30 protein-coding genes are annotated in these 24866 nt (G+C 70.5%); 17 read left to right on the forward strand and 13 right to left on the reverse strand.

The annotated features are described in order from the left end of the window. The first annotated feature begins 371 nt into the window (after positions 1 to 371). The 7 genes from AQJ54_RS35285 (at position 372) to AQJ54_RS35315 (ending at position 6809) form a co-directional block, all read left to right on the forward strand. Positions 372 to 1565 (forward strand): ATP-binding protein, encoded by a 1194-nt coding sequence (locus tag AQJ54_RS35285; RefSeq protein WP_062032774.1) that lies wholly within the window; start codon positions 372 to 374, stop codon positions 1563 to 1565. Continuing rightward, positions 1562 to 2407, forward strand: coding sequence for a roadblock/LC7 domain-containing protein (locus tag AQJ54_RS35290; RefSeq protein ID WP_243659626.1), 846 nt, complete (start codon positions 1562 to 1564; stop codon positions 2405 to 2407). Before AQJ54_RS35285 ends, AQJ54_RS35290 begins: the two co-directional genes overlap by 4 nt. Next, positions 2400 to 2783 (forward strand): DUF742 domain-containing protein, encoded by a 384-nt coding sequence (locus AQJ54_RS35295; protein WP_062032771.1) that lies wholly within the window; start codon positions 2400 to 2402, stop codon positions 2781 to 2783. Before AQJ54_RS35290 ends, AQJ54_RS35295 begins: the two co-directional genes overlap by 8 nt. A 1-nt stretch (position 2784) precedes the next feature. Then, positions 2785 to 3345 carry a GTP-binding protein gene (locus AQJ54_RS35300; protein WP_030318207.1) on the forward strand — a complete coding sequence of 187 codons (561 nt, stop codon included), beginning with the start codon at positions 2785 to 2787 and terminating at the stop codon, positions 3343 to 3345. 10 nt (positions 3346 to 3355) lie between these two features. Next, on the forward strand, positions 3356 to 4711 hold the full coding sequence (locus tag AQJ54_RS35305) for a cytochrome P450 family protein (RefSeq protein ID WP_062244517.1): 1356 nt from the start codon (positions 3356 to 3358) through the stop codon (positions 4709 to 4711). A 92-nt stretch (positions 4712 to 4803) separates the two neighbouring features. Further along, the gene (locus tag AQJ54_RS35310; protein ID WP_062244520.1) at positions 4804 to 6054 is read left to right on the forward strand and encodes a cytochrome P450; all 1251 of its coding nucleotides are present in this window, start codon (positions 4804 to 4806) and stop codon (positions 6052 to 6054) included. Further along, positions 6051 to 6809 carry an enoyl-CoA hydratase/isomerase family protein gene (locus tag AQJ54_RS35315; protein WP_062244523.1) on the forward strand — a complete coding sequence of 253 codons (759 nt, stop codon included), beginning with the start codon at positions 6051 to 6053 and terminating at the stop codon, positions 6807 to 6809. Before AQJ54_RS35310 ends, AQJ54_RS35315 begins: the two co-directional genes overlap by 4 nt. A 15-nt stretch (positions 6810 to 6824) precedes the next feature. Here the strand turns inward: AQJ54_RS35315 and AQJ54_RS35320 are convergent, their stop codons facing one another. The 6 genes from AQJ54_RS35320 to AQJ54_RS35345 form a co-directional block, all read right to left on the reverse strand. Continuing rightward, on the reverse strand, positions 6825 to 8294 hold the full coding sequence (locus tag AQJ54_RS35320) for a sensor histidine kinase (protein WP_062244526.1): 1470 nt from the start codon (positions 8292 to 8294) through the stop codon (positions 6825 to 6827). Further along, positions 8291 to 9028: a response regulator transcription factor gene (locus AQJ54_RS35325; protein WP_062032756.1), complete on the reverse strand. Its 738-nt coding sequence runs from the start codon at positions 9026 to 9028 to the stop codon at positions 8291 to 8293. Before AQJ54_RS35325 ends, AQJ54_RS35320 begins: the two co-directional genes overlap by 4 nt. Positions 9029 to 9127: 99 nt before the next feature. Further along, a complete protein-coding gene (locus tag AQJ54_RS35330) occupies positions 9128 to 9319 on the reverse strand; it encodes a hypothetical protein (protein ID WP_062032754.1) in 192 nt (63 codons plus the stop codon). Positions 9320 to 9347: 28 nt separating this feature from the next. Beyond that, positions 9348 to 10547: a S1C family serine protease gene (locus AQJ54_RS35335; RefSeq protein ID WP_062244529.1), complete on the reverse strand. Its 1200-nt coding sequence runs from the start codon at positions 10545 to 10547 to the stop codon at positions 9348 to 9350. 132 nt (positions 10548 to 10679) lie between these two features. Beyond that, the gene (locus tag AQJ54_RS35340) at positions 10680 to 11702 is read right to left on the reverse strand and encodes a LacI family DNA-binding transcriptional regulator (protein ID WP_078851969.1); all 1023 of its coding nucleotides are present in this window, start codon (positions 11700 to 11702) and stop codon (positions 10680 to 10682) included. A 119-nt stretch (positions 11703 to 11821) separates the two neighbouring features. Further along, a complete protein-coding gene (locus AQJ54_RS35345; protein ID WP_030318185.1) occupies positions 11822 to 12589 on the reverse strand; it encodes a response regulator transcription factor in 768 nt (255 codons plus the stop codon). Between the two features lie 119 nt (positions 12590 to 12708). On the opposite strand from AQJ54_RS35345, the gene AQJ54_RS35350 reads away from it, so the two are divergent. The 3 genes from AQJ54_RS35350 to AQJ54_RS35360 are packed head-to-tail and all read left to right on the forward strand — an operon-like array spanning position 12709 to position 15131. Next, entirely contained in the window at positions 12709 to 13557 is an 849-nt protein-coding gene (locus tag AQJ54_RS35350; RefSeq protein WP_211278618.1) for an alpha/beta hydrolase, read from the forward strand. Between the two features lie 39 nt (positions 13558 to 13596). Then, positions 13597 to 13857 carry a MoaD/ThiS family protein gene (locus AQJ54_RS35355; RefSeq protein WP_020140204.1) on the forward strand — a complete coding sequence of 87 codons (261 nt, stop codon included), beginning with the start codon at positions 13597 to 13599 and terminating at the stop codon, positions 13855 to 13857. Then, positions 13854 to 15131: a hypothetical protein gene (locus AQJ54_RS35360; RefSeq protein WP_062244534.1), complete on the forward strand. Its 1278-nt coding sequence runs from the start codon at positions 13854 to 13856 to the stop codon at positions 15129 to 15131. Before AQJ54_RS35355 ends, AQJ54_RS35360 begins: the two co-directional genes overlap by 4 nt. Here the strand turns inward: AQJ54_RS35360 and AQJ54_RS35365 are convergent. The 7 genes from AQJ54_RS35365 to AQJ54_RS35390 all read right to left on the reverse strand — a co-directional run bounded on the left by AQJ54_RS35365 (position 15124) and on the right by AQJ54_RS35390 (position 18795). Then, positions 15124 to 15543, reverse strand: a complete 420-nt coding sequence (locus AQJ54_RS35365; RefSeq protein ID WP_062244536.1) for a VOC family protein — start codon at positions 15541 to 15543, stop codon at positions 15124 to 15126. The two genes, AQJ54_RS35360 and AQJ54_RS35365, sit on opposite strands and share 8 nt — an antisense overlap. Before the next feature lie 9 nt (positions 15544 to 15552). Further along, the gene (locus AQJ54_RS35370) at positions 15553 to 15813 is read right to left on the reverse strand and encodes a DUF3099 domain-containing protein (RefSeq protein ID WP_062244539.1); all 261 of its coding nucleotides are present in this window, start codon (positions 15811 to 15813) and stop codon (positions 15553 to 15555) included. Positions 15814 to 15903: 90 nt separating this feature from the next. Beyond that, positions 15904 to 16191: a DUF1416 domain-containing protein gene (locus AQJ54_RS35375; protein ID WP_007382995.1), complete on the reverse strand. Its 288-nt coding sequence runs from the start codon at positions 16189 to 16191 to the stop codon at positions 15904 to 15906. Between the two features lie 64 nt (positions 16192 to 16255). After that, complete coding sequence (locus tag AQJ54_RS35380; protein WP_062032739.1) at positions 16256 to 17095, reverse strand: sulfurtransferase; 840 nt, start codon at positions 17093 to 17095, stop codon at positions 16256 to 16258. Between the two features lie 108 nt (positions 17096 to 17203). Beyond that, complete coding sequence (locus tag AQJ54_RS47860; RefSeq protein ID WP_350867772.1) at positions 17204 to 17308, reverse strand: Ms5788A family Cys-rich leader peptide; 105 nt, start codon at positions 17306 to 17308, stop codon at positions 17204 to 17206. Between the two features lie 200 nt (positions 17309 to 17508). Next, positions 17509 to 18237, reverse strand: coding sequence for an LmeA family phospholipid-binding protein (locus tag AQJ54_RS35385; protein ID WP_062244541.1), 729 nt, complete (start codon positions 18235 to 18237; stop codon positions 17509 to 17511). A 195-nt stretch (positions 18238 to 18432) separates the two neighbouring features. Next, positions 18433 to 18795 carry a DsrE family protein gene (locus AQJ54_RS35390; RefSeq protein WP_062244544.1) on the reverse strand — a complete coding sequence of 121 codons (363 nt, stop codon included), beginning with the start codon at positions 18793 to 18795 and terminating at the stop codon, positions 18433 to 18435. A 173-nt stretch (positions 18796 to 18968) separates the two neighbouring features. Between AQJ54_RS35390 and AQJ54_RS35395 the strand changes: the two genes are divergently transcribed. The 7 genes from AQJ54_RS35395 (at position 18969) to AQJ54_RS35425 (ending at position 24859) form a co-directional block, all read left to right on the forward strand. Next, positions 18969 to 19736, forward strand: a complete 768-nt coding sequence (locus tag AQJ54_RS35395; protein WP_248845502.1) for a hypothetical protein — start codon at positions 18969 to 18971, stop codon at positions 19734 to 19736. After that, on the forward strand, positions 19733 to 20584 hold the full coding sequence (locus AQJ54_RS35400) for a hypothetical protein (protein WP_062244546.1): 852 nt from the start codon (positions 19733 to 19735) through the stop codon (positions 20582 to 20584). The genes AQJ54_RS35395 and AQJ54_RS35400 overlap by 4 nt, the downstream gene beginning before the upstream one ends. A gap of 335 nt (positions 20585 to 20919) precedes the next feature. Further along, the gene (locus tag AQJ54_RS35405; RefSeq protein WP_062244549.1) at positions 20920 to 21642 is read left to right on the forward strand and encodes a hypothetical protein; all 723 of its coding nucleotides are present in this window, start codon (positions 20920 to 20922) and stop codon (positions 21640 to 21642) included. Continuing rightward, positions 21639 to 22496, forward strand: coding sequence for a hypothetical protein (locus AQJ54_RS35410; protein ID WP_079070156.1), 858 nt, complete (start codon positions 21639 to 21641; stop codon positions 22494 to 22496). Before AQJ54_RS35405 ends, AQJ54_RS35410 begins: the two co-directional genes overlap by 4 nt. Next, a complete protein-coding gene (locus AQJ54_RS35415) occupies positions 22493 to 23524 on the forward strand; it encodes a hypothetical protein (RefSeq protein WP_062244552.1) in 1032 nt (343 codons plus the stop codon). The genes AQJ54_RS35410 and AQJ54_RS35415 overlap by 4 nt, the downstream gene beginning before the upstream one ends. Positions 23525 to 23739: 215 nt before the next feature. Beyond that, positions 23740 to 24315, forward strand: a complete 576-nt coding sequence (locus AQJ54_RS35420; protein WP_030318154.1) for a heme-binding beta-barrel domain-containing protein — start codon at positions 23740 to 23742, stop codon at positions 24313 to 24315. Between the two features lie 91 nt (positions 24316 to 24406). After that, positions 24407 to 24859 carry a Fur family transcriptional regulator gene (locus tag AQJ54_RS35425; RefSeq protein ID WP_030318152.1) on the forward strand — a complete coding sequence of 151 codons (453 nt, stop codon included), beginning with the start codon at positions 24407 to 24409 and terminating at the stop codon, positions 24857 to 24859. Positions 24860 to 24866: the final 7 nt, after the last annotated feature.

The following is a 24866-nucleotide window of genomic DNA, read 5'->3' on the forward strand; positions in this document are numbered from 1 at the left end:
GGTGAGTCTTACTCTCCGTCACCAACGCTCGTGAACTGAACAAGCCGAGGCGAAGCGCTCGTTCGCGTCTGACGGAGTATGAGCAGGTCGAGCCGGGGACCTCGGAAGGCCGGCGCGGAAGTGAGCGGCCGCTGCCAACAGCGTTGTGTAGCGGTCGCGTTGAAGCCGTCGGACGGCACCACTCCGGCCTCCTGCGCGAAGTAATGCGGTGATAGCATTCCCGCGTCCGCGACCTTGATCCACTCGGGTCGGGTGCCATATGGGGGTTGGCTTCCTTGCCGTGACAGCAGCCGTTTGTTCCTGGTGAATGCGCTGTGGATCATCGCGCGATAGATCCGTAGATGTCTGCAACCGTGCCGGGAAAGGCTCCCATGAATCAAGTGGCACTCATATGGTGCCTGGCTTCGGTGGCGGCGTTGGCCGTTGCTGCGGTCGTGGCGCTCACTCTTCGTAGCAGAGCCCTCGGGGTGAAACTGCGGCGGGCCGAGGCCGAGGTGGCACAGGCGCAAGAAGCCGCTCGGCATCAAGTAGAGGCCGCCAACAGCAAGTTGGTGCAGTTCCAGCAGGAGCAGGCCGATGTCATCCGAGAGGCCGAGCAGGTCGCGGAGGACCGGACCAAGGGCGTTCTGAAGGGCTCGGCCCGCTTCCTCCAGAGCCTGGCCGCGGAGATGACGACCCTCCTGGACCGGCTTCAGCGCGAGTACGGAAACCACCCCGTCCTGAAGGACCTCCTCGAAGTCCGGCACGCCAACGCGCAGATGGCACGCAAGGCCGAGGGCATCGCGGTCCTGTGCGGCGGACCGCTCGGCCGCCGCACGAAGCCGGCGAGCATCTACGACGTGGTGCGCAGCGCCCAGGGCCAGATCCGCAACTTCCAGCGGGTCGACATCATGCAGGGCAGCAATGTCGCGCTGAAGGCGACGGCGGTCGCGCCGGTGGCCCTGACGGTTGCGGAACTGCTGGACAACGCCGCGACGTTCTCGCAGAACGACGCGCCGATCGACGTCACGTTCCAGCGGGTGCAGAGCAACATGTGCATCGTGATCGACGACGCGGGCGTCAGCATGAGCGACGAGGACCGGCAGGCCGCGATGGAACTGCTGTCGGGCGAGACCCCGCCCCGGCTCTCCGGGCTCGGCAACCAGCCCAAGTTCGGCTTCCCCGTGATCGGTCTGCTCGCCCGTCAGCACGGTTTCGGCGTCGATGTCACCGGCGTCTCCCGGTACGGCGGTGTCAGGGCCGTGGTGCGTCTGCCCGAGGAGCTGTGGACCATGGAGGAGATACCACCGCCCGCCCAGGACGTGCCGGTGAGCATCCGGCGCAACGAGGGCCAGCCGCGGCAGCCGCAGGCCGTCGAGCCCGTCGGACGTACCGCACACGGACTCCCCAAGCGCGGCCAGCGCCAGACGCCCATCGCGAGTGTCAGCGACGCCGGCCGTCGGGACGACTCCTCGCCGGTGCGCGAGGTCAGCCCCAGCCGCTCCCGGCTCGCCGGCTTCCAGCGCGGCACTCTCCTGGGCCGAGAAGATGAGGCTTCGTCATTCGAAGGGTCTGAGGACCGATGACCACCGCAGATCTGTCGTGGATGGTCGAGGACATCGTGGCCAACGTCCCCGCCGCACGGCATGCCGTCGTGTTGTCCGCGGACGGCATATCCAAGGGCGCGACGGACGGCCTGACGAGCGCCGCCGTCAGGACGATCTCCGCCGCCATGGCCGGCATGCAGTCGCTCAGCCGGGCGACGGCACGGTTCGCGGGCCCGGTGCAGAACTGGCAGTGGAACCAGACCCTCGTCGAGTTCGAGGACGGCTGGGTCTTCGTGACCGAGGCGGGCAAGGGCGCCTACCTGGCGGCCGCCGCCGCCCCCGACGTCGATCTGGGCGCCATCTCGTTCCGTATGCAACGGCTCGTCGCCCGGCTGGGCGACCAGCTCACCTCCGCACCCCGGGTCAGCGGTGCGAGGGCTGTGACGGTCGACGCCCAACTGGCCGAGGACGAGACGTCGGGCGGTCAGGGCTTCGTGCTCGCCGAGCTGGACAAGGCGGTCGCCGGGGTGCGGGGAGCGCGCCACGCCGTGCTGCTCGGTACCGACGGCCTGCCCCGAGGGACGACCTCGGGCATCGGCAAGGACATGGCGGACATCATCTCCGCCGCCATGTCGGGCCTGGTGGCCTACAGCCGGGCCACGGCACAGTTCGCCGGCGGGCTCCAGGACACGTGGCGCCAGACGCTCGTGGAGTTCGAGCACGGCTGGGTCTTCCTGATCGCGGCCGGCGAGGGCGCCTACCTGGCGGCGTCGGCCGAACACGACTGCGACATCGAGACGTTCGTCTCGCGACTGGCGGACGCGGTGCCCGCATTGAACGCCGCCTCGGCACCGCAGACAGGGACGGTGGGCCATGCATGACGATCAAGAACCTGCGCTGGAACTGACGTCCGAATTAGTTCCTCTCCATGTCATCGCCGACGGCCGGGACCTGCCCGCGGACCACGAGTACTCGCGCACCGCGCTCGTGACCGCCCTGGACGACTCGCCGGCGGCGGCGCGCACGCTCACCCCCGAGGCCCGCAGGGTCATGGACCTGGTCTCCGACGGACTGCTGTCCGTGGCGGAAGTGGCCGGGCGCACACAGCTGCCCCTGGGCATCGTGCGCATCCTGATCGCGCACCTGGTCGAGGTCGGGCTGGTCTACGTGCGGCCGCCGATGCCGCGGGCCGTGGCGCACGACCGCGCACTGCTCCAAGCCGTGGTCGACGGCTTGCAGAAGACTCTCGGAGCGTGACATGTACCTGGAACCAACCGTCACCACGGCCGTCAAGGTCCTCGTCGTGGGCCCCTTCGGGGTCGGCAAGACCACGTACATCGGCAGCCTCTCCGAGATCGTCCCGCTCCAGACCGAGGAGGAGATCACCGAGGCCAGCGAGGGCTACGACGACCTCGCGAACATGCCGGACAAGACCACCACCACCGTGGCCATGGACTTCGGGCGGCTCACCCTCAACGAGCAGCTGGTCCTCTATCTTTTCGGGACGCCCGGTCAGGAGCGTTTCAAGGAGATGTGGGAGGAGCTGTCGAGAGGCGCTCTGGGCGCCCTGATCCTCGTCGACCCCGACCGCCTTGACGAGGCGTTCCCGGTGCTGGACCTGGTCGAGAAATTCGACCTGCCCATGACGATCGGCGTCAACACCAAGGACGGGACGCCGATGTACGCCTGCGACGAGATCCGTGAGGCCCTGCATCTGCCTCCGGAGGTCCCCGTCGTCGACGTCGACGCGCGCGACCAGCAGTCGTCGGCCCAGGCACTCATCACCCTCGTGCAGCACCTCATGTCCACCCTTGTCTAGGAGTCACGGCATGCAGAACCACCCCGACACCACCCCGGAGATACCGCCCGGCTGCCCCGCACACGGCAACGTCGCCCTGTACGGCCCGCAGTTCGGCTCCGACATCGAGGGCACCTACGAGTACCTGCGTTCGCTCGGCCCGATCGCCCCCGTGGACATCGCGCCCGAGGTCGAGGTCGAGCTGGTCACCAGCTACGACACGGCGCTGAAGATCCTGCACGACCCCACGACGTTCGTCCGGGACTCCCGCCGCTGGAACGCCCTCAACGAGGGCCGGGTCCCCGCGGACAGCCCGGCCCTGCCCATGATGGGCTACCGGCCCAACGCGCTCTTCGCGGACGGCGCGCGCCACGCCCGGCTGCGCCAGGCCGTCACCGAGAGTCTGGCCACCGTCGACGAACTCCAGCTGGTCCGGCAGGTGCAGCAGTCGGCCGGCTATCTGATCAGCAGCTTCGGCGCCCGCGGGCAGGCCGATCTGATGACGGACTACGCCGGTCCGCTGCCGCTGCTCGTCTTCAGCGAACTGTTCGGCTGCCCGGCGGAGATCGGCGACCGCGTGATCGCGGGGATCAGCGGCATCTTCGAGGGCACCCCCGGTGCCGACGAGACGCTCGGCGGGGCTCTGATGGAGCTGATCGGGCTCAAGCGCCGCAGCCCCGGAGCGGACCTGACGACACGTCTGATGGTGCACCCCGCTCAGCTCACGGACGAGGAGGTGCTCCACCAGCTCGTCACGCTGCTCTCCGGCGGCACCGCGCCGCTGACGGCCGCCATCGGCACCGCCACCGCCCTGTACCTCAGCGAGGACTGGGCCGAAGGGCTCTCGGTCGAGGACGCGGTGGCCCAGACGCTGTGGAAGTACCCGCCGATCGCCAACTACGCGGCCCACTACCCCACCCACGACGTCGAGGTCGACGGCAGGACGCTGCGAGCCGGTGACCCGGTTCTCATCAGCTTCGCGGCGGCCAACAACGACCCCCAACTGGCCGTGCACCGCGAGCAGCTCAGCTCCAAGGCGCATCTGGCGTTCGGAGCCGGGCCGCACGCCTGCCCGGCCAAGGACCCGGCCGTCATGATCGTCATCAGCGCCGTGGAGGCCCTGCTCAACCGGCTGCACGACGTCGAGACCCGCATCGCGTTCAAGTCCCTCGCCTGGAGCGAAGGCCCCTGGAGCCGTTCGCTGGTGACGGTACCGATCCGGTTCACTCCCCCTCTGGCGCCGGCGGCCGCTCCTGCCGCTCCCAAGGCCACGGAGACCGTCCGCCCGGTGGCGTCGCCCACCGCACCCACCGCCTCCCGGCCGGCTCACGCCGCCCCCGCCAAGGGCCTGTTCAGCCGCTTCCTGGCCTGGACGAGGGGCGAGTGACGTAAGTAACGCTTTAAGAACACTGTGTTATTGGATGCTTCAATCATCTGGCGGGTACGTATGGCGGCTGTGCCTAGAAAGGGGCCGTCATCGTGGGAAGCGTCACGACTCCGTCGTTCGACCGCCGGGCCGCAGTGTCCCTCATCTCCCGTCTGCGGACGGAACGAGGCCAGGACAATCCCTTCCCCATCTACCAGGAACTCCGCAGTCAGGGCGCGGTCATTCCCGCGCCCTGGGGCGGCTATCTCGTGACCAGCTACGAACTGTGCGACCAGATACTGCGCAGCAGTGCCTGGCTCGAGCCCGACAAACCCTGGCGGGAACGGCAAGGACCCCGTACCCGCTGGAACGCTCCCTCAGCCCGTGAGATCAGCAGCACGCTGCCCGCTCTCAACCCCCCGGACCACACCCGGGTCCGCCGGGCGGCCGGCTCCTTCGACCGCGGGACCATCGAGCAGCTGAGCAGCACCGTCACCGAGGACACCGACCGACTCCTCGACGCGCTGGTCGACCGGCTGCGCGACGGAGAGGCGGACTTCGCGGCGCTGGTCAGCGAGGAACTCCCGATCGCCACCGTCGGCCGCTGGCTCGACCTGCCGGCCGCAGACTGGCCACGCCTCCGGGACCTGACCCACGAACAGGTCTTCACCCAGGAACTGCTCCCCACCGCCAGCCAGCTGGTCCGCTCCGACGTGGCCATGGCCGAGCTGCGTGAATATTTCCTCGAACTGGTACGCGACCGTCGTACACGCTTGCGTGAGGACCCCGTGTCCGAGTGGATCAGGACATGGGACTTACTCGAACCCGACCAGGACAAGGCCGACGAACAGGTCTACTACCTGGCCCTGTTCGTCCTGCTGGCGGCCCTGGAGACCACCTCCACGCTGCTGTCCACGACGACACTGCTGCTCGTCGAGAACCCGCGCCGCTGGGACCTGGTCACCGCCGACCCCGACGAACTCGTGCCCGCCTTCGTCGAGGAGACCCTGCGCTACGACCCTCCCACCCACGTCATCAGCCGGGTGTCCGCGGCGGACTGCGTCCTCAACGGCGTCCAGATCCGCACGGACGAGATGGTCCACCTCATGGTGGGAGCGGCCCACCGGGACCCGGGCAAACACCCTCGCCCCGAGGAGTTCGACCCCCACCGCAGGCCCGCGCACCTCGCCTTCAGCGGAGGCATCCACTACTGCCTGGGCGCACCACTGGCCCGGCTGGAAGCCAACACCCTGCTCCGCCAACTCGTCCGCCGCCTGCCCCGCCTCACCCTCGTGCGCCCCCCGACCCGGGCGCCCCGAGTGGCGTTCCGGCGGCTGCTGAACCTGGATGTCGACCTCGCATGAAGAACCAAGCACTCACGACCGCGCACGACGTCATATCCGTCGACCAGGACGGATCCGTGCTCCACGTGCAGCTCAACCCCTCCCGGCGCGACGACACCCTGAGCATCGCCGTCGTGGACGCCCTCACCGACCTGCTCGACAACCTGCGGCCCGACGTCCGCGTGCTCGTCCTGTCGTCGCGGGGCGAGGACTTCTGCACGGGAGCCGACCGCGGCGAGTACGCGGCCGCCCTCGCCGCGGACCCCACGGGAGTCACCCTGCGGCGCATCGGCGACAAGGCCCACCGCCTGTGCCAGGCCCTGGAGAACACCGACGCCATCACGATCGGACGGCTGCACGGCGGTGTCCTCGGCGCCGGTCTCGCGCTCGCCGCGCACTGCGATCTGCGGGCGGGCGCCGACACCTGCCGGTTCCGCATGCCGGAGGTCGGAGTGGGCCTGCCGCCCGCCTGGGGAGGCGCCATGGGGCGCCTCATCTCCGAAGCCGGGGTCGCGAGGATCCGTGAACTCATGCTCACCAGCGACCCGTTCGACGCGGCCACCGCCCACCGCCTCGGCGTCCTCCACAAGACAGCTCCCCTCGACGAGCTGGACCAGGTCGTCGAGAGATGGACGAGACCGCTGCTGCGGCGCTCGCGCGAGGCCCTGGTCCTGACCAAGCGGATGCTGGCCGGCTACGCCCGCGCGGACCGTACGGCCGACGTAGCCCTCCTCGACTCCCACCTCCTGACGTCCCACCTGGCCCGGATGGGGTAAGCACGGCGTACGACCTCACGGGGTCCGCGGATCCAACGTCTCCGGTGTCTCCGGTGTCTCCGGCGGAGGGGTCGGGGCCCCGGGGAGTCGTACGGTCGCGACGGTGCCGCCGCCGTCCGCGTGGTCCAGGGTCACTTGGCCGCCGGACTGCTCGATCGTGCGGGCCACGATGGACAGGCCGAGACCCGAGCCGGGCAGGGCGCGGGCCGACGGGGAGCGCCAGAAGCGGTCGAAGACGTGCGGGAGTTCCTCGGCGGGGATACCGGGGCCGTGGTCGCGGACCGTCAGCACGCCCCCGTCCAGGCGGACCTCGATGGTGCCGCCCTCGGGGCTGAACTTCACCGCGTTGTCCAGGATGTTGACGACGGCCCGTTCCAGCGCGGCCGGCTCGGCCCGGGTGTACCAGGGCTCCAGCGAGGCGGCGATGGTCAGTTCGGGTCCGCGCAGACGTGCCCTGCGCAGGGCCGCCTCGACGGTGTCCTCCAGGGACACCACCTGCACGCGTTCGCCGCGCTGGCCCTCCGAGCGGGACAGTTCCTGCAAGTCGCCGATCAGGGAGGCCAGTTCGGTCATCTGCGCCTTCACCGAGGCGAGCAGCGCCTTGCGGTCCGCCTCGGGGAGGGGGCGGCCGGTCTCCTCGCTGCGGGTGAGCAGCTCGATGTTGGTGCGCAGGGAAGTGAGGGGGGTGCGCAACTCGTGACCGGCGTCGGCGATCAGCTGCTGCTGAAGATCGCGGGAGCTGGCGAGGGAGGAGGTCATCGAGTTGAAGGAACGGGACAGCCGGGCGACCTCGTCCTCGGCGTCCTCGTCGACGGGGATGCGGATGCTCAGGTCTTCCGTACGGGCCACGTGCTCCACGGCCTCGGTGAGCTTGTCCACGGGCCGGAGACCTGCCCGGGCCACGGCGAGCCCGGCGGCACCGGCACCGAGGACGCCTACGCCGGAGACGAGGAGGAGGATGAGGGCGAGGTCGTTGAGGGTGTCCTGCGTGCTCTTCAGAGAGACGGCTACGACGAGTCCCACCTTGGGGCCGGCTTCGCCCGCGGGAGTGGCGGTGGCGCCCAGCGGCCTGGTGAGGATCCGGACGTCGGTTCCGTCACCGGTCGTTCCGTTGCGGAAGTAGATCTTGCGGGTGTCCGCCCGCTGGATCTCGTCCCTGTCCTGCTTGGTGACCTTCACCGCCGCGACGGAGTCCTGGAGGATGCAGACGGTTCCGTCCTCCTGCACCAGCTGGGAGTAGTTGCGGAAGACCCCGTTGCCGTAAGGAGTCTCCGTGCAGTTGTCGAGGGCGTCCTGGAGCTGGCCCGGCATTCTCATCGACGCCTTGGTGAGGTCGCCGTCGACCTGGTCGTACAGCTTCCCCTGCACGATGAACCAGCACGTCACCGACACCGCCGCCACCGCGAACGCCACCGCCGCCGCCACCAGGAGCGCCAGGCGGGAGCGGATCGGGAGGGACCGGTACCGCCGTAGGACCGGGTTCACTCCGCGCCGCCCTGTCGCAGCACGTACCCCACGCCCCGCACCGTGTGCACGAGACGCGGCTCGCCGCCCGCCTCCGTCTTGCGGCGCAGGTACATCACGTACACGTCCAGCGAGTTCGACGACGGCTCGAAGTCGAAGCCCCAGACCGCCTTCAGGATCTGCTCCCGCGTCAGGACCTGCCGCGGGTGGGCCATGAACATCTCCAGGAGCGTGAACTCCGTGCGGGTCAGTTCCACCGGCCGTCCCGCCCGGGTGACCTCCCGCGTCGCCAGATCCATGCGCAGGTCCGCGAAGGTGAGCGCCTCGTCGTCCTCGGCGGAAGCGGCCCCGGCCGCCGCCGCGTAGGAGGACCGCCGCAGCAGCGCCCGGACCCGGGCGAACAGCTCGTCCAGTTCGAACGGCTTGACCAGGTAGTCGTCGGCGCCCGCGTCGAGCCCGGTCACCCGGTCTCCGACCGTGTCGCGGGCCGTCAGCATCAGGATGGGAGTCGTGTCGCCCGCGCCGCGGATGCGCCGGGCGGCCGTGAGCCCGTCCATGCGCGGCATCTGGATGTCGAGGACGACCAGGTCGGGCCGGTACGCGGTGGCCTTGTCGAGGGCGTCGGCCCCGTCCACGGCCACCTGGGTGTCGTAGCCCTCGAAGGCGAGGCTGCGCTGGAGTGCTTCGCGTACCGCCGGCTCGTCGTCGACGATCAGGATGCGCTGGGGGTCACGGTCGCCTTCGGCGGGGCTCATGGCTTCGGATTCCTCGGGTGCGGTGGGGACGGCGGGGAGCCGGCGGGTGAACGCTTTCAGCCTCGCACGGTTCCCGCCCGGTGCGACAAGGGCACGGGGTCAGCGGGTGGCGCCGCGGCGGCGGGCGCGGCCGGCGTTCGCCCCGCGGCGGGCCACCGCCGTGGCGGTCGTCGTGGCCGCCACCTCGGGCGCCCGCGGCACCGGCGGGTGCAGTGCGTACGCCACGTCGAGGGCCAGGGCGAACCCGGCCGGGTCGGCGCCGGACACCGTGTGCGAGACCTGCTGGATCATGACGTGCTCCCTACCGGGTGGAGGAGGTTCAGTTGCTGGTGCCGCCGGCCCGCAGCGTGGCCAGGTCGGACTTGACGGTGTTGATCGGGATGGAGAACCCGAGACCCTGGCTGCCGGCCTGCGAGGAATCCGAACTGGACGAGTACATCGCCGAGTTGATGCCGATGATGTTGCCGTTCATGTCGATCAGCGCGCCGCCGGAGTTGCCGGGGTTCAGCGAGGCGTCGGTCTGGATCGCCTTGTACGTCGTCGTCGAGGAGCCGGTGTCGCCGTTGAACTGCTGGCCGCCGAACTCGAACGGCCACTGGCCGTTGCCGCCGCCGAACTGGCCGCCCTGGTTCTGCTGCTGGCCCTCCTCCGTGGAGACGGTGACGTCCCGGTTGAGGGCGGAGACGATGCCGCTGGTCACGGTGCCGGTCAGGCCCTCGGGGGAGCCGATCGCCACGACCTGGTCGCCGACCTGGACGCCGTCGGAGTTGCCGAGGGTGGCAACGGACAGACCGGAGGCGTTCTCCAGCTTGATGAGGGCGAGGTCCTTCTTGGGGTCGGTGCCGACGACCTTCGCGGTGTAGGTCTTGCCGTTGTTGGTGCTCACCTTGATGGTGGAGGCGCCGGCGACGACGTGGTTGTTGGTGATGATCTCGCCGTCGCTGGTGATGATCACGCCGGAGCCGGTGGACTCACCGGAGTTCGAGGTGGCGTTGATCTCGACGATGCTCGGGCTGACCGCCTTGGCGACCCCGGCGACCGTGCCCTTGGCGGAGGACGGCACCACGCTGGTGCTGGTGCTGCTGGAGGTGACCGTGTCGTTGCCGGTCAGCTCCTGGATGCCGTAGGCGGTGCCGCCTCCTATCACCGCGGCGACGATGGCCACGGCGGCGAGGAGGGCGATGGGGCCGCGGGAGCGCCGCTTGGGCGTCGGGGCGGGCCCGGCGGGGGGTGCGGTGAGAAGAGCGGTTCCGCCGCCGTTGCCGTCACCGCCGCCGTACGCACCCTCGCCCGGGGCGGCGAAGGCGGCCGGCTGGGCCGGGGCCTGCTGCTGTCCGGGCCACCCGGGGGCCGGCTCCGCGGCCGGCTGCTGAATCGGCGTGGTGTGCTGGGCGGGCGGCTGGGCCGGCGGGGGCGGCCACTCCGGGTTCACGGGCGACGAAGCGTGCTGCTGCTGGGCGCCCTGGTGGGGGTTGTCGTACTGCTCGTACTCGCCGTCGCGGCGGAAGCTCTCGGTCATGTCAAAAAGCTTGTCCCGCGACCATGAGAGCTTGCTGAGTGCTCCCTGAGAAGCCCGGCAGAACCTCGTATGCCCGATATAAGGCCGCTGCTGGCCCTCCGGCCAGGCGTTCTCAGACGGTCTTCAGATACCTCACCCGCAGCCGCAGGACCGCCGTACGACCAGACGGGAGGGGAACACCTTGACCCGCTCGCGACGGGAGCCGGCCACCCGCAGCCCGTCGTCGAGGACGAGGTCCACCGCTGCCCGGGCCATCGCCGAGCGGTCCGAGGCGATGGTCGTCATCGGCGGATCGGCGAGCGCGGCCTCCTTGATGTCGTCGAACCCGATGACCCCGAGCTCGCCCGGCACGTCGATGCGCAGCTCGCGCGCGGCCCGCAGCAGGCCGATCGCCTGGTCGTCGGTGGAGCAGAAGATCGCGGGCGGGCGCTGCGGCCCGGCGAGGATCTCCAGACCCACCTTGTAGGCGTCGTAGCGGTTGTACGGCGCCTCGAAGAGCCGTCCCTCGGTGGGCAGCCCGGCCTCCTGCATGGCCTGCCGCCAGCCCTCGACGTGGTCGGAGACCGGGTCGCCGACGGAGGGGGTGTCGGCGGTGCCGCCCATACAGGCGACATAGGGGTAGCCGTGGCCCAGCAGGTGTTCGACGGCGGTCTTGGCGCCGTTGACGTCGTCGAGGACGACGGCGACGTCGTCGATGGCCTCGGGCCGCTCGTGCAGCAGCACGACCCGGGCGTCCCAGGCGTCTATCTCGGCGGCCGCGTTGTCGTTCAGCGCGTGTGAGACCAGGATCAGCCCGGAGACCCGCATCCCGAGGAACGCGCGCAGGTAGTGGACCTCGCGCTCGCCGATGTAGTCGGAGTTGCCGACCAGGACCATCTTTCCGCGCTCGGACGCGGCCTGTTCCACCGCGTGCGCCATCTCCGCGAAGAACGGCTGGCGCGCGTCCGGCACGATCAGGCCTATGAGGTCGGTGCGCCGGGACGCCATCGCCTGGGCGACCCGGTCGGGCCGGTACCCCAGCTCCTTGATCGCGGCGAGGACACGCTCGCGCGTGGCCGGGGCAACCGGCCGGGGTCCGTTGTTGATGACGTAGCTGACCACCGCGGTGGACGTCCCCGCGAGTCTTGCCACGTCATCCCTGGTTACCTTGGCCACGCGCGGAGTCTACGCGGATGGACCCGCTCTGGGCAGGGCGTGAAGGCGGCCTCCGTACCCCCGCGAAGGGGCTCGCGGGCGTGCGTCGGTGCGGAAGCCGTGCCCATGCGCGGGGCCCTCTACGCCTCTACGTCTTCGAGGGCGGGGCTCTCGTCCATTTCCTCCGCCTTTGCCTGCTCCGCCTTGGCCTTCGCCTCGTCGGTGATCCGGTCGCCCTTCTCGGGCGTAACGAATCGATAACCGACGTTCCGGACGGTCCCGATCAGCGACTCGTGCTCGGGTCCGAGCTTGGCGCGCAGGCGTCGTACGTGCACGTCGACCGTTCGGGTGCCGCCGAAGTAGTCGTAGCCCCAGACCTCCTGGAGCAGCTGCGCGCGCGTGAAGACGCGGCCCGGGTGCTGGGCGAGGTACTTCAGGAGCTCGAACTCCTTGAAGGTGAGGTCGAGGACCCGGCCCTTGAGCTTCGCGGAGTAGGTGGCCTCGTCGACGGAGAGGTCGCCGTTGCGGATCTCCATGGGGGAGTCGTCGTTGACGATCTGCTGGCGGCCCATGGCGAGCCGCAGCCGCGCCTCGACCTCCGCCGGTCCGGCGGTGTCGAGGAGCACGTCGTCGATGCCCCAGTCGGCGGTGACGGCGGCGAGGCCGCCCTCGGTCACGACGAGGATGAGCGGACAGCCCGGCCCGGTGGAGCGCAGCAGCTGGCACAGGCTGCGCACCTGGGGCAGGTCACGGCGTCCGTCGATGAGGATGACGTCGGCACCGGGGGTGTCGACGAGCGCGGGGCCCTCCGCGGGTGCCACGCGCACGTTGTGCAGGAGCAGGCCGAGGGCCGGCAGCACCTCCGTCGACGGCTGGAGGGCGTTGGTCAGGAGCAGCAGAGAACTCATACGTCTGGTTCCTCCTCGGTCCCGGCGAGGTCGTTGCTTTCGTATACAGGCGTATCCGAAAGCACAAAAGGACCCGGGGGCTGCGTCGCCCGAGTCCTCTTCCCAGGAGAATAGCCCACATGAGCATGGATCCGGCAGGTCGTGTGGCACGTTCCACGGCTCGTCCGCACTCTGAGACGCGCAGACACGCACCTATACGGACGTTTCTGCACACCGTCGACGGCGTGACGATCGATTCCGTATACGATCCGCCCTCGTTCGTATACGACTCCTCCCGGCCACCCTCCCGTGACCTGGTGTTCGTCGTCGCGCACGGTTTCACCGGCGATGTGGATCGTCCTCATGTTCGCCGGGTGGTGAAGGCCCTCACGCGGTACGGCGCCGTCGTCACCTTCTCCTTCCGCGGCCACGGCGCCTCCGGCGGGCGCTCGACGGTCGGCGACCGCGAGGTGCTGGACCTGGCCGCCGCGGTGGAGTGGGCCCGTGGACTCGGCCACACGCGCGTGGCGACCGTCGGCTTCTCCATGGGCGGCTCGGTGGTGCTGCGGCACGCGGCGCTGTACGGGCCGGAGAGCGCCGCCCGCACGGACGTCGTGGTCTCGGTCAGCGCCCCGGCCCGCTGGTACTACCGCGGTACGGCCCCCATGCGCAGGCTCCACTGGCTGGTGACCCGCCCCGCCGGACGCCTGGTGGGCCGCTACGGCTTCCGCACCCGCATCCACCACCGGGACTGGGACCCGGTCCCGCTCTCCCCGGTGGAGGCGGTCCCGAAGATCGCCCCGGCCCCCCTCCTCATCGTGCACGGCGACCGCGACGGCTACTTCCCCCTCGACCACCCGCGGATGCTCGCGGCGGCCGCCGGCGACCACGGTGAGCTGTGGATCGAGCCCATGGGCCACGCCGAGCACGCGGTCGGCGACGAGCTGCTGGACCGGATCGGGGACTGGGCTGTCACAGCGGGCGGCTAGCCTGGGGCGCGTACATCACCGATTCGATTGAGGAAGCGGATGCCAAAGGTCACGGTGCGCTACTGGGCCGCCGCGAAGGCCGCGGCCGGGATCGCCGAGGAGCCGTTCGACGCGGCCACGCTCGCCGAGGCGCTGGACGCGGCGCGTGAGCGACACCCCGGTGAACTCGTGCGCGTCCTGCGGCGATGCTCGTTCCTCGTCGACGGTGACCCCGTGGGCACCCGCGGACATGAGACGGTACGGCTGGCCGACGGCGGCACGGTCGAGGTGCTCCCGCCGTTCGCAGGAGGATCACGATGACGAACCAGCCGAACCAGCCGAACCAGCCGAATCGGCCGTACGAGGGCTACGAGCCGTATCCGCAGCAGGGCTGGCCCGCCCACGCGGACCAGGGCCATGAGGACCCGCAGTCCGCCCAGCAGCACACCCAGCAGTGGCAGGGCCAGACCTGGGACACCCAGCTCCACACCCCGGCCCAGCCCGCCCCGGAGACGGCGTATCTGCCGCAGCAGGGGTACGAGGGCGATGCGCAGGGTTACGGCGCGTACGGCTCCGCCCAGGCACCCGGCGCGTACGACTCCGCGCAGGCGGCACCCGGCTCCGGTGGGTACGGTCCCGCGCAGGCGGCTCCCGGCTCCGGTGGGTACGGTCCCGCGGTGGGTTCGACCCCGGCCGCGTACGGTTCCGCGGCGGCTTCCGGCTCCGCCGGTCATGGCTCCGCGCCGATGGGGGCCGGTGCCGCCCAGCCGCTCCCCGCTTCCGGCCCCTCCGCCCCGCCCTCCGGCTACGGCCCCGCCACCCTCGCCGGGAACGCCCGCGTCACCGACGCCCAGCGGGCCCGGCTCGAAGGGCGGTCCCCGATCATCGAGCCCGGCATCCAGCCGGCCGCGCTCACCGCGCTCCTCGGCCTGCTGCTGTCCGGTACGGCGGCCGTCGGGTCGTACGCCCTTCTCGTGCCCCTCGTCGCCCTCCAGGCCGTGACCGCGGCCGGCTGGTTCCGGCTGAACGGCATGTGGCCCGCCCGGCAGGGCATCGCGCTGGCCTTCCTCGGCGCGCTGGTCGCGGACGCGGCGCTGCTCGTGGCGGGCCGGTCCAACGGCCCCGCCGCGATCCTCGGCACCCTCGGCGTGTGGGTCCTGCTCAGCCTGGTGATGCAGCTCCGCTCGCACGCCGACCCGGACGAGCGGATGTACGGCCTGATGGCGACCGTCGCCTCGGCGGCGCTGGCGATCGTGGCCACCGGCTACCTGGCGGCCGACCCGGACGCGGTGTCGGTGGGCGCGGTCGCGGTGGCCGTGGCCGTCCTGGCCCGGGCGCTGCCCCTGCCGACCCCCGCCTCGGTGGTCGTCTCGCTGCTCGCCGCGGCGGGCGCGGGCATCGCGGTCGGCGGGATGACGGGCCTCGGCGCCAAGGGCGCGCTGCTCGGCGCGGGCGCGGCGGTGTGCGCGCTGATCGGCCACCGGGTCGCGAGCTACGACTACCCGTCCCGCTTCGTGCACTTCACCGCGGGTGTGGCGCTGCCCCTGGCGGCGGCGGCCCCGGCGGTGTACGTCCTGGGCCGCGCGATCAGCTAGGCGTCCCGGTCCAGAGGCAGAAGGGGTGCCCGGACGGGTCGTACAGCACCCGTACGTCGTCCTGCGGCTGGTGGTCCGCGAGCCGTGCCCCCTGCGCCACGGCCCGGGCGACCTCCGCCTCCAGGTCGTCCACCTCGATGTCCAGGTGCAGCATCATCTGCTGGTCGCCGGGACTGCGGGTGGGCCAGACCGGCGGGACGTAGTCGGGCTCGGTCTCGAAGGCGAGGGACGTGCCCGCGGTGCCCGGCGGCGGGCCGATGAGCACCCAGTGCGGCTCCTCGGCGCGCACCACGTACCCGAGCAGGCGCTGGTAGAAGGCGGCCAGCTCATGGGCGTCCCGGGCGTCGAGGACGACGGTGGACAGCCGCGCGGACGACGGGGCGGGCTCCCTGCTGCTCACGGAAGAAGACATGCCCGCTTCCTACTGGCGCCGCTTCTTCCCGTCCAGTTCGTCCCACCACTCGTCGGACTTGGGGTCGCCGGAGGGGTCGTCCCACCAGCGGTCGTCGGGGCCGCGCCGGTTGGCGACCATCGCGGCGAGCGGCGGGATCACCATGGCCACCACGCACATCCCCACGGCCACCGGGACCGACCAGAGCCGCACGACTCCCCAGGCCAGGACGAACAGGCCGATGCACGTGCCCATCATGCCGAAGTAGACATGCCGTCGTCGCGCCAACATGCCTCCAGCGTAGGCCCGCACGGGCCGAAAGGGCCGTACAGGCCGAAGGGCCGCACCCCGGGGGTGCGGCCCTTCGACTGCGCTCAAGCGTCAGACCGCGATCGCGACCTCGGCCAGGCCGCCCTGCTGGGCGACGACCGTACGGTCCGCGGTGCCGCCCGGAACCAGGGCGCGGACGGTCCAGGTGCCCTCGGCCGCGTAGAAGCGGAACTGGCCCGTCGCGGAGGTCGGCACCTCCGCCGTGAACTCGCCGGTCGAGTCCAGGAGGCGGACGTAACCCACCACAGGCTCGCCGTCACGCGTCACCTGACCCTGGATCGTGGTCTCACCGGGCTTGATCGTCGAGGCGTCGGGGCCGCCGGCCTTCGCTCCACACATGTCTTTCTCCAGATTCAGAAGGGTCTGACCGGAAGGAAGGCCGGTCGGGATTTGCGGGTGGGTCTTACTTGTTGGCGCCGAGCTCGATCGGAACGCCGACCAGGGAGCCGTACTCGGTCCAGGAGCCGTCGTAGTTCTTGACGTTCTCGACACCGAGCAGCTCGTGCAGCACGAACCAGGTCAGGGCCGAGCGCTCACCGATACGGCAGTACGCGATGGTGTCCTTGGCGAGGTCGACCTGCTCCTCGGCGTAGAGCTCCTTGAGCTCCTCGTCCGACTTGAAGGTGCCGTCGTCGTTGGCGTTCTTCGACCACGGGATGTTGCGCGCGGACGGGACGTGACCCGGACGCTGCGACTGCTCCTGCGGCAGGTGCGCGGGGGCGAGCAGCTTGCCGGAGAACTCGTCGGGGGAGCGCACGTCGACCAGGTTCTGCGAACCGATGGCCGCCACCACGTCGTCACGGAAGGCGCGGATGGCCGTGTTCTGCGGCTTGGCCTTGTAGTCGGTCGTGGGGCGCTCGGGCACCTCTTCGACCAGCTCGCGGGCGTCCAGCTCCCACTTCTTGCGGCCGCCGTCGAGGAGCTTGACGTTCTCGTGGCCGTAGAGCTTGAAGTACCAGTAGGCGTAGGACGCGAACCAGTTGTTGTTGCCGCCGTAGAGGATCACCAGGGTGTCGTTGGCGATGCCCTTCGCCGAGAGGAGCTTCTCGAAGCCCTCCTGGTCGACGAAGTCACGGCGGACCGGGTCCTGAAGGTCCTTGGTCCAGTCGATGCGGATCGCGTTGCGGATGTGGTTCTTCTCGTAGGCGGACGTGTCTTCGTCCACCTCCACGATCGCGATGTCGGCGTTGTCGAGGTTGGCCTCGACCCAGTCGGCGTCGACCAGGACGTCGCTGCGGCTCATGCTCTTTCTCCTCCGGGGCAGTTGCGGCGGGGCGTGCGGAAGGGTGCGCGGGGCGCACGGATGCCCTGGGCGTCAGGGCAAGGGGATGCGGAGGTCGATGCCGTCCGCTCAGAAGGGGCGACAGAGCATGGCGGCGACACGGCACAGGTCTACTGCCCGCCGCTTCGTGAGATCCGCCTGTCGCTTCATGGCCTCGATCGTAGGGACGGACATACCGGCATGTCACCGGTGTGTCGCATGGTGAGATGCGATCGTCCGGGATGTGGGATCAAAGGCCCGCCCGGGCCGTGTTCCCACGGTTCCCGGGCGGATGTAGTCGTCATCACATCTACGGTGCGGACGTCACCGTCTCGCCTGTCGGACGCCTCGGCGTGCCTGCTCGGGCGCGCCCGGGGTCCGGTCCGACGCTCGTCCTACCCGGCGAGCCTGACGTTCGAACCCTTCACCGCGATCTCCACAGCGTTCGCACCCGCCTGCACCTTGTCGAGCTTGATGCCGCCCGGCAGGCCCTCGATCTTCTGGTCGAAGTCGGCGATGGAACGGAAGTCGGAGTCGGCGAGGGTGATGTTGCCGAAGCTGGGGATCGAGTCGGCGTGCACCCGCACGGTGTCGCCGTCGACCACGCTCACGGTGCTCAGCACGGAGACGGGCTTCTCCAGGGCGCTCACCTTGATGTCGACCTTGATCTTGCCGTTGCCGCCGTCGGAGAGCCCGACGACCTTCGCGGTGATGCCGAACGGCAGCCGGGTCTCCTGCGACTTGGCGGCCTTGAGCAGCTGGTCGTAGGTGACGGCCGCGCTGCCGGCGGCGGAGGAGGCGGTGGCGGAGCTGTAGTCGCCGGAGAACGCGACGCCCTTCATGGCGGCGTTCAGGTCGTCGATGCGGATCTTGCCGCCGCTGGTGCCGGTGTCCGCGTCGTACTCCTTCATGCCGACCTGCACGTCGTCGAGTTCACCGCCGGCCACCTGGGTCAGGAACGGGAACCCCTTGATGTCGACGCTCGGTGTCGTCGTCAGCCCTTCCCGTGACTGCAACCGGTCCGCCACCTCACCTTCCGCGAAGTGGACCGCCAGCCGGTCGGCGGCGACGAAGAGCCCGCCGAGAATCACGGCGGTGATCAGAAGTATTCGCAGGGCGCGCATACGGTGGTTCCCCCAGGAGCGGCAGTGGGTGTCGACGAACGGATGACCGTCGAGCCCGACATTAACCGCGCCGGGTAAGGCCTTCCTTGAATTGTCGAGCACCTGTGACAGGCCGCGGCCCGCGAGATACGGCTCCGCTCGGCCGACGGCCAGTGGTCGACGGCCAGTGGTCGACGGACGGTCAGTGGTCGACGGTCAGTAGACGAGCGCCTGCGTCCCGTCCGCCAGGGCCTCCTGCACGAACACCTGCGCCCCCGCGATCCGTACGCCCTCGATGACGTCCTTCTCCGTGATGTCCCGCCGGGCCGCGCACTGCGTGCACAGGGTGAGCCGCCCGCCCGCGAGGATCGACTCCAGCAGGTCGGGCAGCGGCGCCGCGTGCGGCAGTTCGAACTCGGCGGCCCGGCCCGGCAGCGCGAACCACGCCGACTCCCCGGTCAGCCACAGGGACACGTCCACCCCGCTGGCCACGGCCACCGCCGCCACGGTGAACGCCTGCGAGCAGCGCTCGGGAGCATCGGCCCCGGCGGTCACCTTGATCACGAGCTTCTTCGCCATGCGGGAAGGGTAGTGCGTACGACGGCCGGGGCGGCGTGACGCACCCTGGCCCGTTGTCGCGGTCGGACGTGGCCTGATCGTGATCGTCGGCGCTACAACTCCGGGCTCGGACCGGCGGTCTCCTGTGCGGTACGTGGGCGGAACGCGTGCCGAGCACCTCGTGGGAGACGCCGTTGAAGAGCCCGTTGAAATGCCTGGTGAAGAGCCTGGTGAAGAGCCCGTTGAAGAGCCCGGTGAAGAGCCCGGTGAAGAGCCGGAGGAGACACCTGATCGCCCTCGCGGCCGCCCTCGGCGTCGTGGCCGGGGCGGGTGCCGGATACGTGGTCCAGGCGGCCCGGGAGCCGAAGCTGCCCACGCTCGTCCAGTCGCCGCTCCCACAGGCCCGCGGACCGCAGCCGGAGCCGCTCACCGAGGCGTTGGACCGCAAGGTCAGGAACGACGGCGACCTGCGCGAACTGCTGCTAAAGAAGCCCAGCGGGGCGACCACCCCGGACTGGGTCGCTTCCCAGGGCTGGATGGACCGGGCCGGGTACGCCGACCTGTCGGACGAACCCGAGGCCTTTGAGACGCACCTGACCGAGCAGGAGTTCTTCAGGGCGGCGGTGACCGGCTGGGACACCGGCGATCACCAGGTGGAGATCCTGCTGGCCCAGTTCGAGCAGCGGGAGGCTCCGGCGGCCCCCGCCGACGACAGTTCGAGCAGCCGGTACTGGGCTGAGACGGATCCGGACGTGCGGAGCCGCCCGCTGCCCGGCACCGGCGAGGGCAAGGTGTACGTCCACCCGAAGCCGTCCGCCGAGGCCAACGCGCTCCCCGGCGTGAGCGCGGAGGCACACGCGTCACGCGGTGACCTCTCCCTGCACATCTGGATCTACGGCGACGACCCCGTCCCCTGGCGAACGATCATGGATCTCGCCGAACGGCAGATGGAGCGACTGTGAGCGGCACGACGAGCGGCGAGGCCGGGGCGGCGGAGCCGGTCCTGGACGAGGAGAGCGGGGCCGCGTCCGAGCCGTCGTCCCCGCGCGACCGCCTGCGCGGCGCCGCGTCCGCGCTGCGCTGGGTCACCGCGGCGGTGGTCTTCGCCGTGGCGGGAACCACCACGGCGTACGGCGTCGGCCGCCTGGACCGGGGAGACCTGCCGGGGCTGGCCGCAGAGGCGGACGGCCTGTGGGAGTTCCCGCGCCTGAGCAGCCCGCCGCTGCCCTCCGACAGCCCGGCCCCGTTCGCCGACGAGGACCGGCCCGGCGCCCACCACGCCGATCCTCGGGCCCTGGTCCTGCCCGCGCCCAAGGGTGCGGTGGAGGACCGGGCGCTGCGCGGCTCCGACGGCTGGCTGGCGACCGAGGACTTCCTGGCGGAGTACGTCGAGCCGGACCGGGCCGCCCTCGGGCAGCTGCTCGTCGACTCCGGTCTGCGGCACGTCACCGCACGCGGCTGGACCACCGAGGACGGCACCCGGACCCGCGTCTACCTGCTCCACTTCGGTACGGCGGCGGTCGTGGACGACCTGTTCCACCGGCACATGGCGGGCCTGGACGCCCCCGGACACCGGGTGCGCGGCGCCGAGCGGGCCGTCTCCGACCAGGAGCTCCCCGACACCACCGGTATCGAGGAGATCCGCCGTGCCGTGTACGACGAGACCCGGCCGTACGGCAGGGAGCATGTCCGGCAGGGCTATCTGTCCGCGGGGGATGTGCTGGCCGTGGTGCTCCAGTCCCGCGAGGGCACGGTCGGCACCGTGCCCTTCCTTCAGACCCTGGCCCTCCAGAGCCAGCTCCTGACCTGAACCGGGCCGCGGATGCGGTTCGGGGCAGCCGCGTTGCGGATGTGTCCGGATCGTGATCAACCCTCCGTACAACTCTGGGGATTGACCGAAGGTCTCCTGTGAAGCGCGCATACGGAATGCGCGCTTCACGCTTTGTGGGGGACGCATTGGAAGTGCCCGAAGAGAGGGCCGACGAGCGGTTCGAGCCGGTTGAGCGAGTTGCGCCGACTGAGCCGACTGAGCGGGTTGCGACGGCTGAGCCGGTTACGCCGGTTGTGACGGCTGAGCCAACTACACCGGTTACGACGGCTGAGCCGACCACGCCGGTTACGGCTGAGCCCGTTGCGCCGGCACCGGTGGCCGAGGCCCGGTCGCCGCGCCGCCGGGGCCGTACGACTCTGCTGATCGCCGCCGCGGCCGTGCTCGGTGTCGTGGCCGGGACCTGCGCCGGATACCTGATCCAGGCCGACCGCGACCCCACCCCGCTGCCCTCGCTCTCCCAGCCGACACTCGCCCAGGCGAAGGGCGACGGCCCCGAGCCGCTGTCCGCCGCGCAGGACCGCCGCGTCAAGACCGACGGCGACCTGCGGAAGCTGCTGGTGAAGAAGCCGGCAGGGACGAAGAAGGCGGTGTGGCTGTCCTCGGTCGACGGCTGGCTGAGCCTGCCCGCGTACGCGGACACCTACGTCAAGCCGGGCCCAGCCTTCGGCGACGCCATCAGCGACGAGTTCCGCAGGGCGGTGTCGACCGGGTGGACCAAGGGGCAGGCGGACTTCGAGGTCCAGTTGGTCCAGTTCCGGCAGGAGGAGGTCCTTGCGGCCTCCGAGGTCACGTCGGGCAACCAGTCCTGGGCGGCCGACGAGTCCGCCACCCGGAGCTGGGCGCTTCCCGGCACGGAGGACGGTATGGCGTACGCCCACGACAAGCCGAGGACGAAGCCCGGTTACCTGCCGCAGTACTACGCCGAGGCGTACGCGTGGCGGGGCGACGTCGCGGTCATGGTCTGGATCTACGACACCAAGCCCATCCCCAAGAAGTCGATCATGGACCTGGCCGAGAGGCAGATGGAGCGGCTGTGAGCGAGAACGCCGAGAGTGCTGAGAGCGGCGTGAACGCCGAGAACGCCGGGGGCGTGGTGCGCGAGGCGGCCGCTCCGGAATCGGTCCGTGCCGGTCGCGGGCGCCGGGGTGGCCGTATCGCCGTCTCGGTCGTGGCGGCTGGGGCCGTCGTGGCGGGGGTGGGTTTCACGGTCGTCACTGTGAACGGCGCGAACCGCGACGCGGGCGCGCCCGTGTGGACGTTCCCGAAGGGGGACAAGGCCGGGGCCGGTGAGGACAAGGCGGCTCCCGAGAAGGGACTGGGCGCGATGCTCGTGCCGTACGGCGCCGACGGCTGGAGCCGAGGGCCGGACATGGCGGAGTTCGGGTCCGACGCGGAGCTCAGCGGGGCCAGGGCGACGGCGCTGGCGAAGGAGTCGCTCAGCGGCTTGCCGCGCAGCCAGCGCAAGGCGCTGGAGAAGCGGATCGACAAGCAGCGCATCTCGGGGATCGCGATGCGCAGTTACGTCAGCACCGAGGAGCTGTCCTCCGTCTACACGGACCAGGCCTCCGTGGTGACCGTCCAGCTGGCCCAGATGGCGAGTACGGCGGCGGTCCGCGGCCTCGCCCGCTCCCAGCAGGGCTTCCTCGACGCCCTCGGGATCTTCGACGAGGGCCCGAAGATCGAGGGGCACAAGGACGCGGCGTGCTACCTGCCGCCGTCGGACAAGAAGGACGGCAAGAACGGCCTCCAGTCCATGTACTGCGTCGCCGCGCAGGGCAACGTCCTGGTCACCCTCAACGCGACCAGTGCGAAGCCCCTCCAGAAGACAGGCATAGCCATGTTCCTGCGCGAACAGCTCGACCGCATCGAGGAGCCGGGGGAGGCGGTATGACCCACCAGGCAGAAGAGACCGACCGCAGCACGAGCCGGGTCCCCGCGGAGGGCCCCACCTCCGGTCTGCCCCGGTCCGACGAGCCCCAGCCGGCCCCGTCGGCGTCGGCTGCCGCGCGGGAGCCCGTCCCGGCACCCGTCGTCCCCACCGACGAGCCCGAGCTCGGCACCGACTCCGCGGCCGTCCCCCCGGGCGCACCCACTGCCGTACCAGACGCCACCGCGGCTCTCCCGGAGTCCAACCCGCCCCTCGCGCCCCGCCCCCTCAAGTCCCGCCGTCTGCTCCGGGCCGCACTCCGCTGGACGGCCGCGGTGGTCGTCTTCGCGGCGGTGGGAGCCGGGACGGCGTACGGGATCGCGGGCATGGAGCGGACCGACGTCCCCGGGCTCGGGACCGTGTCGGACGGTAGGTGGGTGTACCCCACGCTCACGAAGCCGCCATTGCCGAAGGGCCGTCCAGGACCGCTCGCCGAGGGCAACAAGAGCGGGACGCACTACGCCGATCTGCGCCGACTGGTGCTGCCCGCGCCGCAGCAGGCGACGGCGGATCCGGCGCTGCGCGGCACCGACGGCTGGCTCCCGACGAAGGACTTCCTCACGGAGTACGCGGAGAAGCGCGACCGCGAGGAACTGGCGCAGAGGTTCACCCAGTACGGGCTACGTCACATCGCCGCCCGCGGCTGGACCACCCCCGACGGCACGCACACCCGCGTCTACCTGCTCCAGTTCGACACCGCGGCCGTCGTAGACGAGCTCATCGGCCAGATCGCCCCGTACGGCGGCCCGGGCTACCAGCTGCGCGGCGCCGCCGAGTCGGTCTCCGACGACGGCTTCCCGGCCAAGGCCCAGATCGAGGACGTCACGCGCGTCGTCTACACCGAGTCCAAGCCGTACGGCACCGAACAGACCCGCCAGGCCTACCTGGCCGCCGGTGACGTGCTCGCCCTGGTCGTGCAGGACCGCAAGGGCAGCGCGCACGCCGTCCCCTTCCAGCAGACGGTGACCCTCCAGAGCCAGCTCCTGGCGTGAGGAGGCCCGCACGGTCCCCCGGGCCCCGGCCGCGTAAGCTGGGGCCCGGCCCTGTGTACATGCACCGCACTCCGCTCATCCGAGGAGCACCCCGTGGAGATCTTCTTCGAAGCCCTGCTGGTCCTGGTCTGCGTCGGCGTCCTCGCCTTCGCCGGACTGACCGTGAAGAAGCTGTACCAGGGCCAGCGCTGACCTTCGTCTAGGAACCGCCACTCATGATCGAGATCCCGTCCGACCTCCACAAGGACCTCGTCCCGCTCGCCTTCCTGCTCGGCAACTGGGCCGGCGCGGGCGTGCACGACTTCCCCGGCTCGGAGAAGTGCAACTTCGGCCAGGAAGTGACCTTCAGCCACGACGGCCGGGACTTCCTGGAGTACGAGTCCCACACCTGGGTCCTCGACAACGACGGCAACAAGGTCCGCCCGCTGGAGACCGAGCACGGCTTCTGGCGCATCGACTCCGACCGCAAGGTCGAGGTGACGATGGTCCGCGACGACGGCGTGGTCGAGATCTGGTACGGCGAGATGGCCGACCAGAAGCCGCAGATCGACCTGGTGACCGACGCCGTCGCCCGCACGGCCGCCTCCGGGCCGTACAGCGGTGGCAAGCGCCTGTACGGCTACGTCAAGAGCGACCTCATGTGGGTCGGCGAGAAGCAGACCCCCGAGGTCGAGCTGCGTCCCTACATGTCGGCCCACCTGAAGAAGGTCGTCACCCCGGAGGAGGTCGAGCGCTGGGCCAAGGCCCTGCCCGACGACATGCCGGACGACGGCATCGCCTTCTTCAAGTAGGCCCCGGATTCGAGTAGGCCCGCTCCCGATTTCAGTGGGCCCGCTCCCGATTCCGGTGGGCTCCGCGCCGGGAGGTCCTAGACTTTCCGGTGTGGTGAGCACCGACTGGAAGAGCGACCTCAGGCAGCGCGGCTACCGGCTGACGCCGCAGCGCCAGCTTGTCCTCGAAGCTGTGGACACCCTGGAGCACGCGACCCCCGACGACATCCTCACGGAAGTGAAGAAGACCGCCTCGGGGGTCAACATCTCCACGGTCTACCGGACCCTGGAGCTCCTCGAGGAGCTCGGGCTGGTCAGCCATGCCCACCTGGGGCACGGGGCGCCGACGTACCACCTCGCCGACCGGCACCACCACATCCACCTGGTCTGCCGCGACTGCCAGAACGTCATCGAGGCCGACATCAAGGTGGCCGCCGAGTTCACGGCCAAGCTGCGCGACACCTTCGGCTTCGAGACCGACATGAAGCACTTCGCGATCTTCGGCCGCTGCAAGGACTGTTCTCTCAAGTCCCTTGAGATCAAGAATTCAACTACCGAGTCGTAGGCTTGTG

Origin of the sequence: Streptomyces griseorubiginosus (assembly GCF_001514195.1) — a bacterium.
Taxonomy (GTDB): Bacteria; Actinomycetota; Actinomycetes; order Streptomycetales; family Streptomycetaceae; genus Streptomyces; species Streptomyces griseorubiginosus.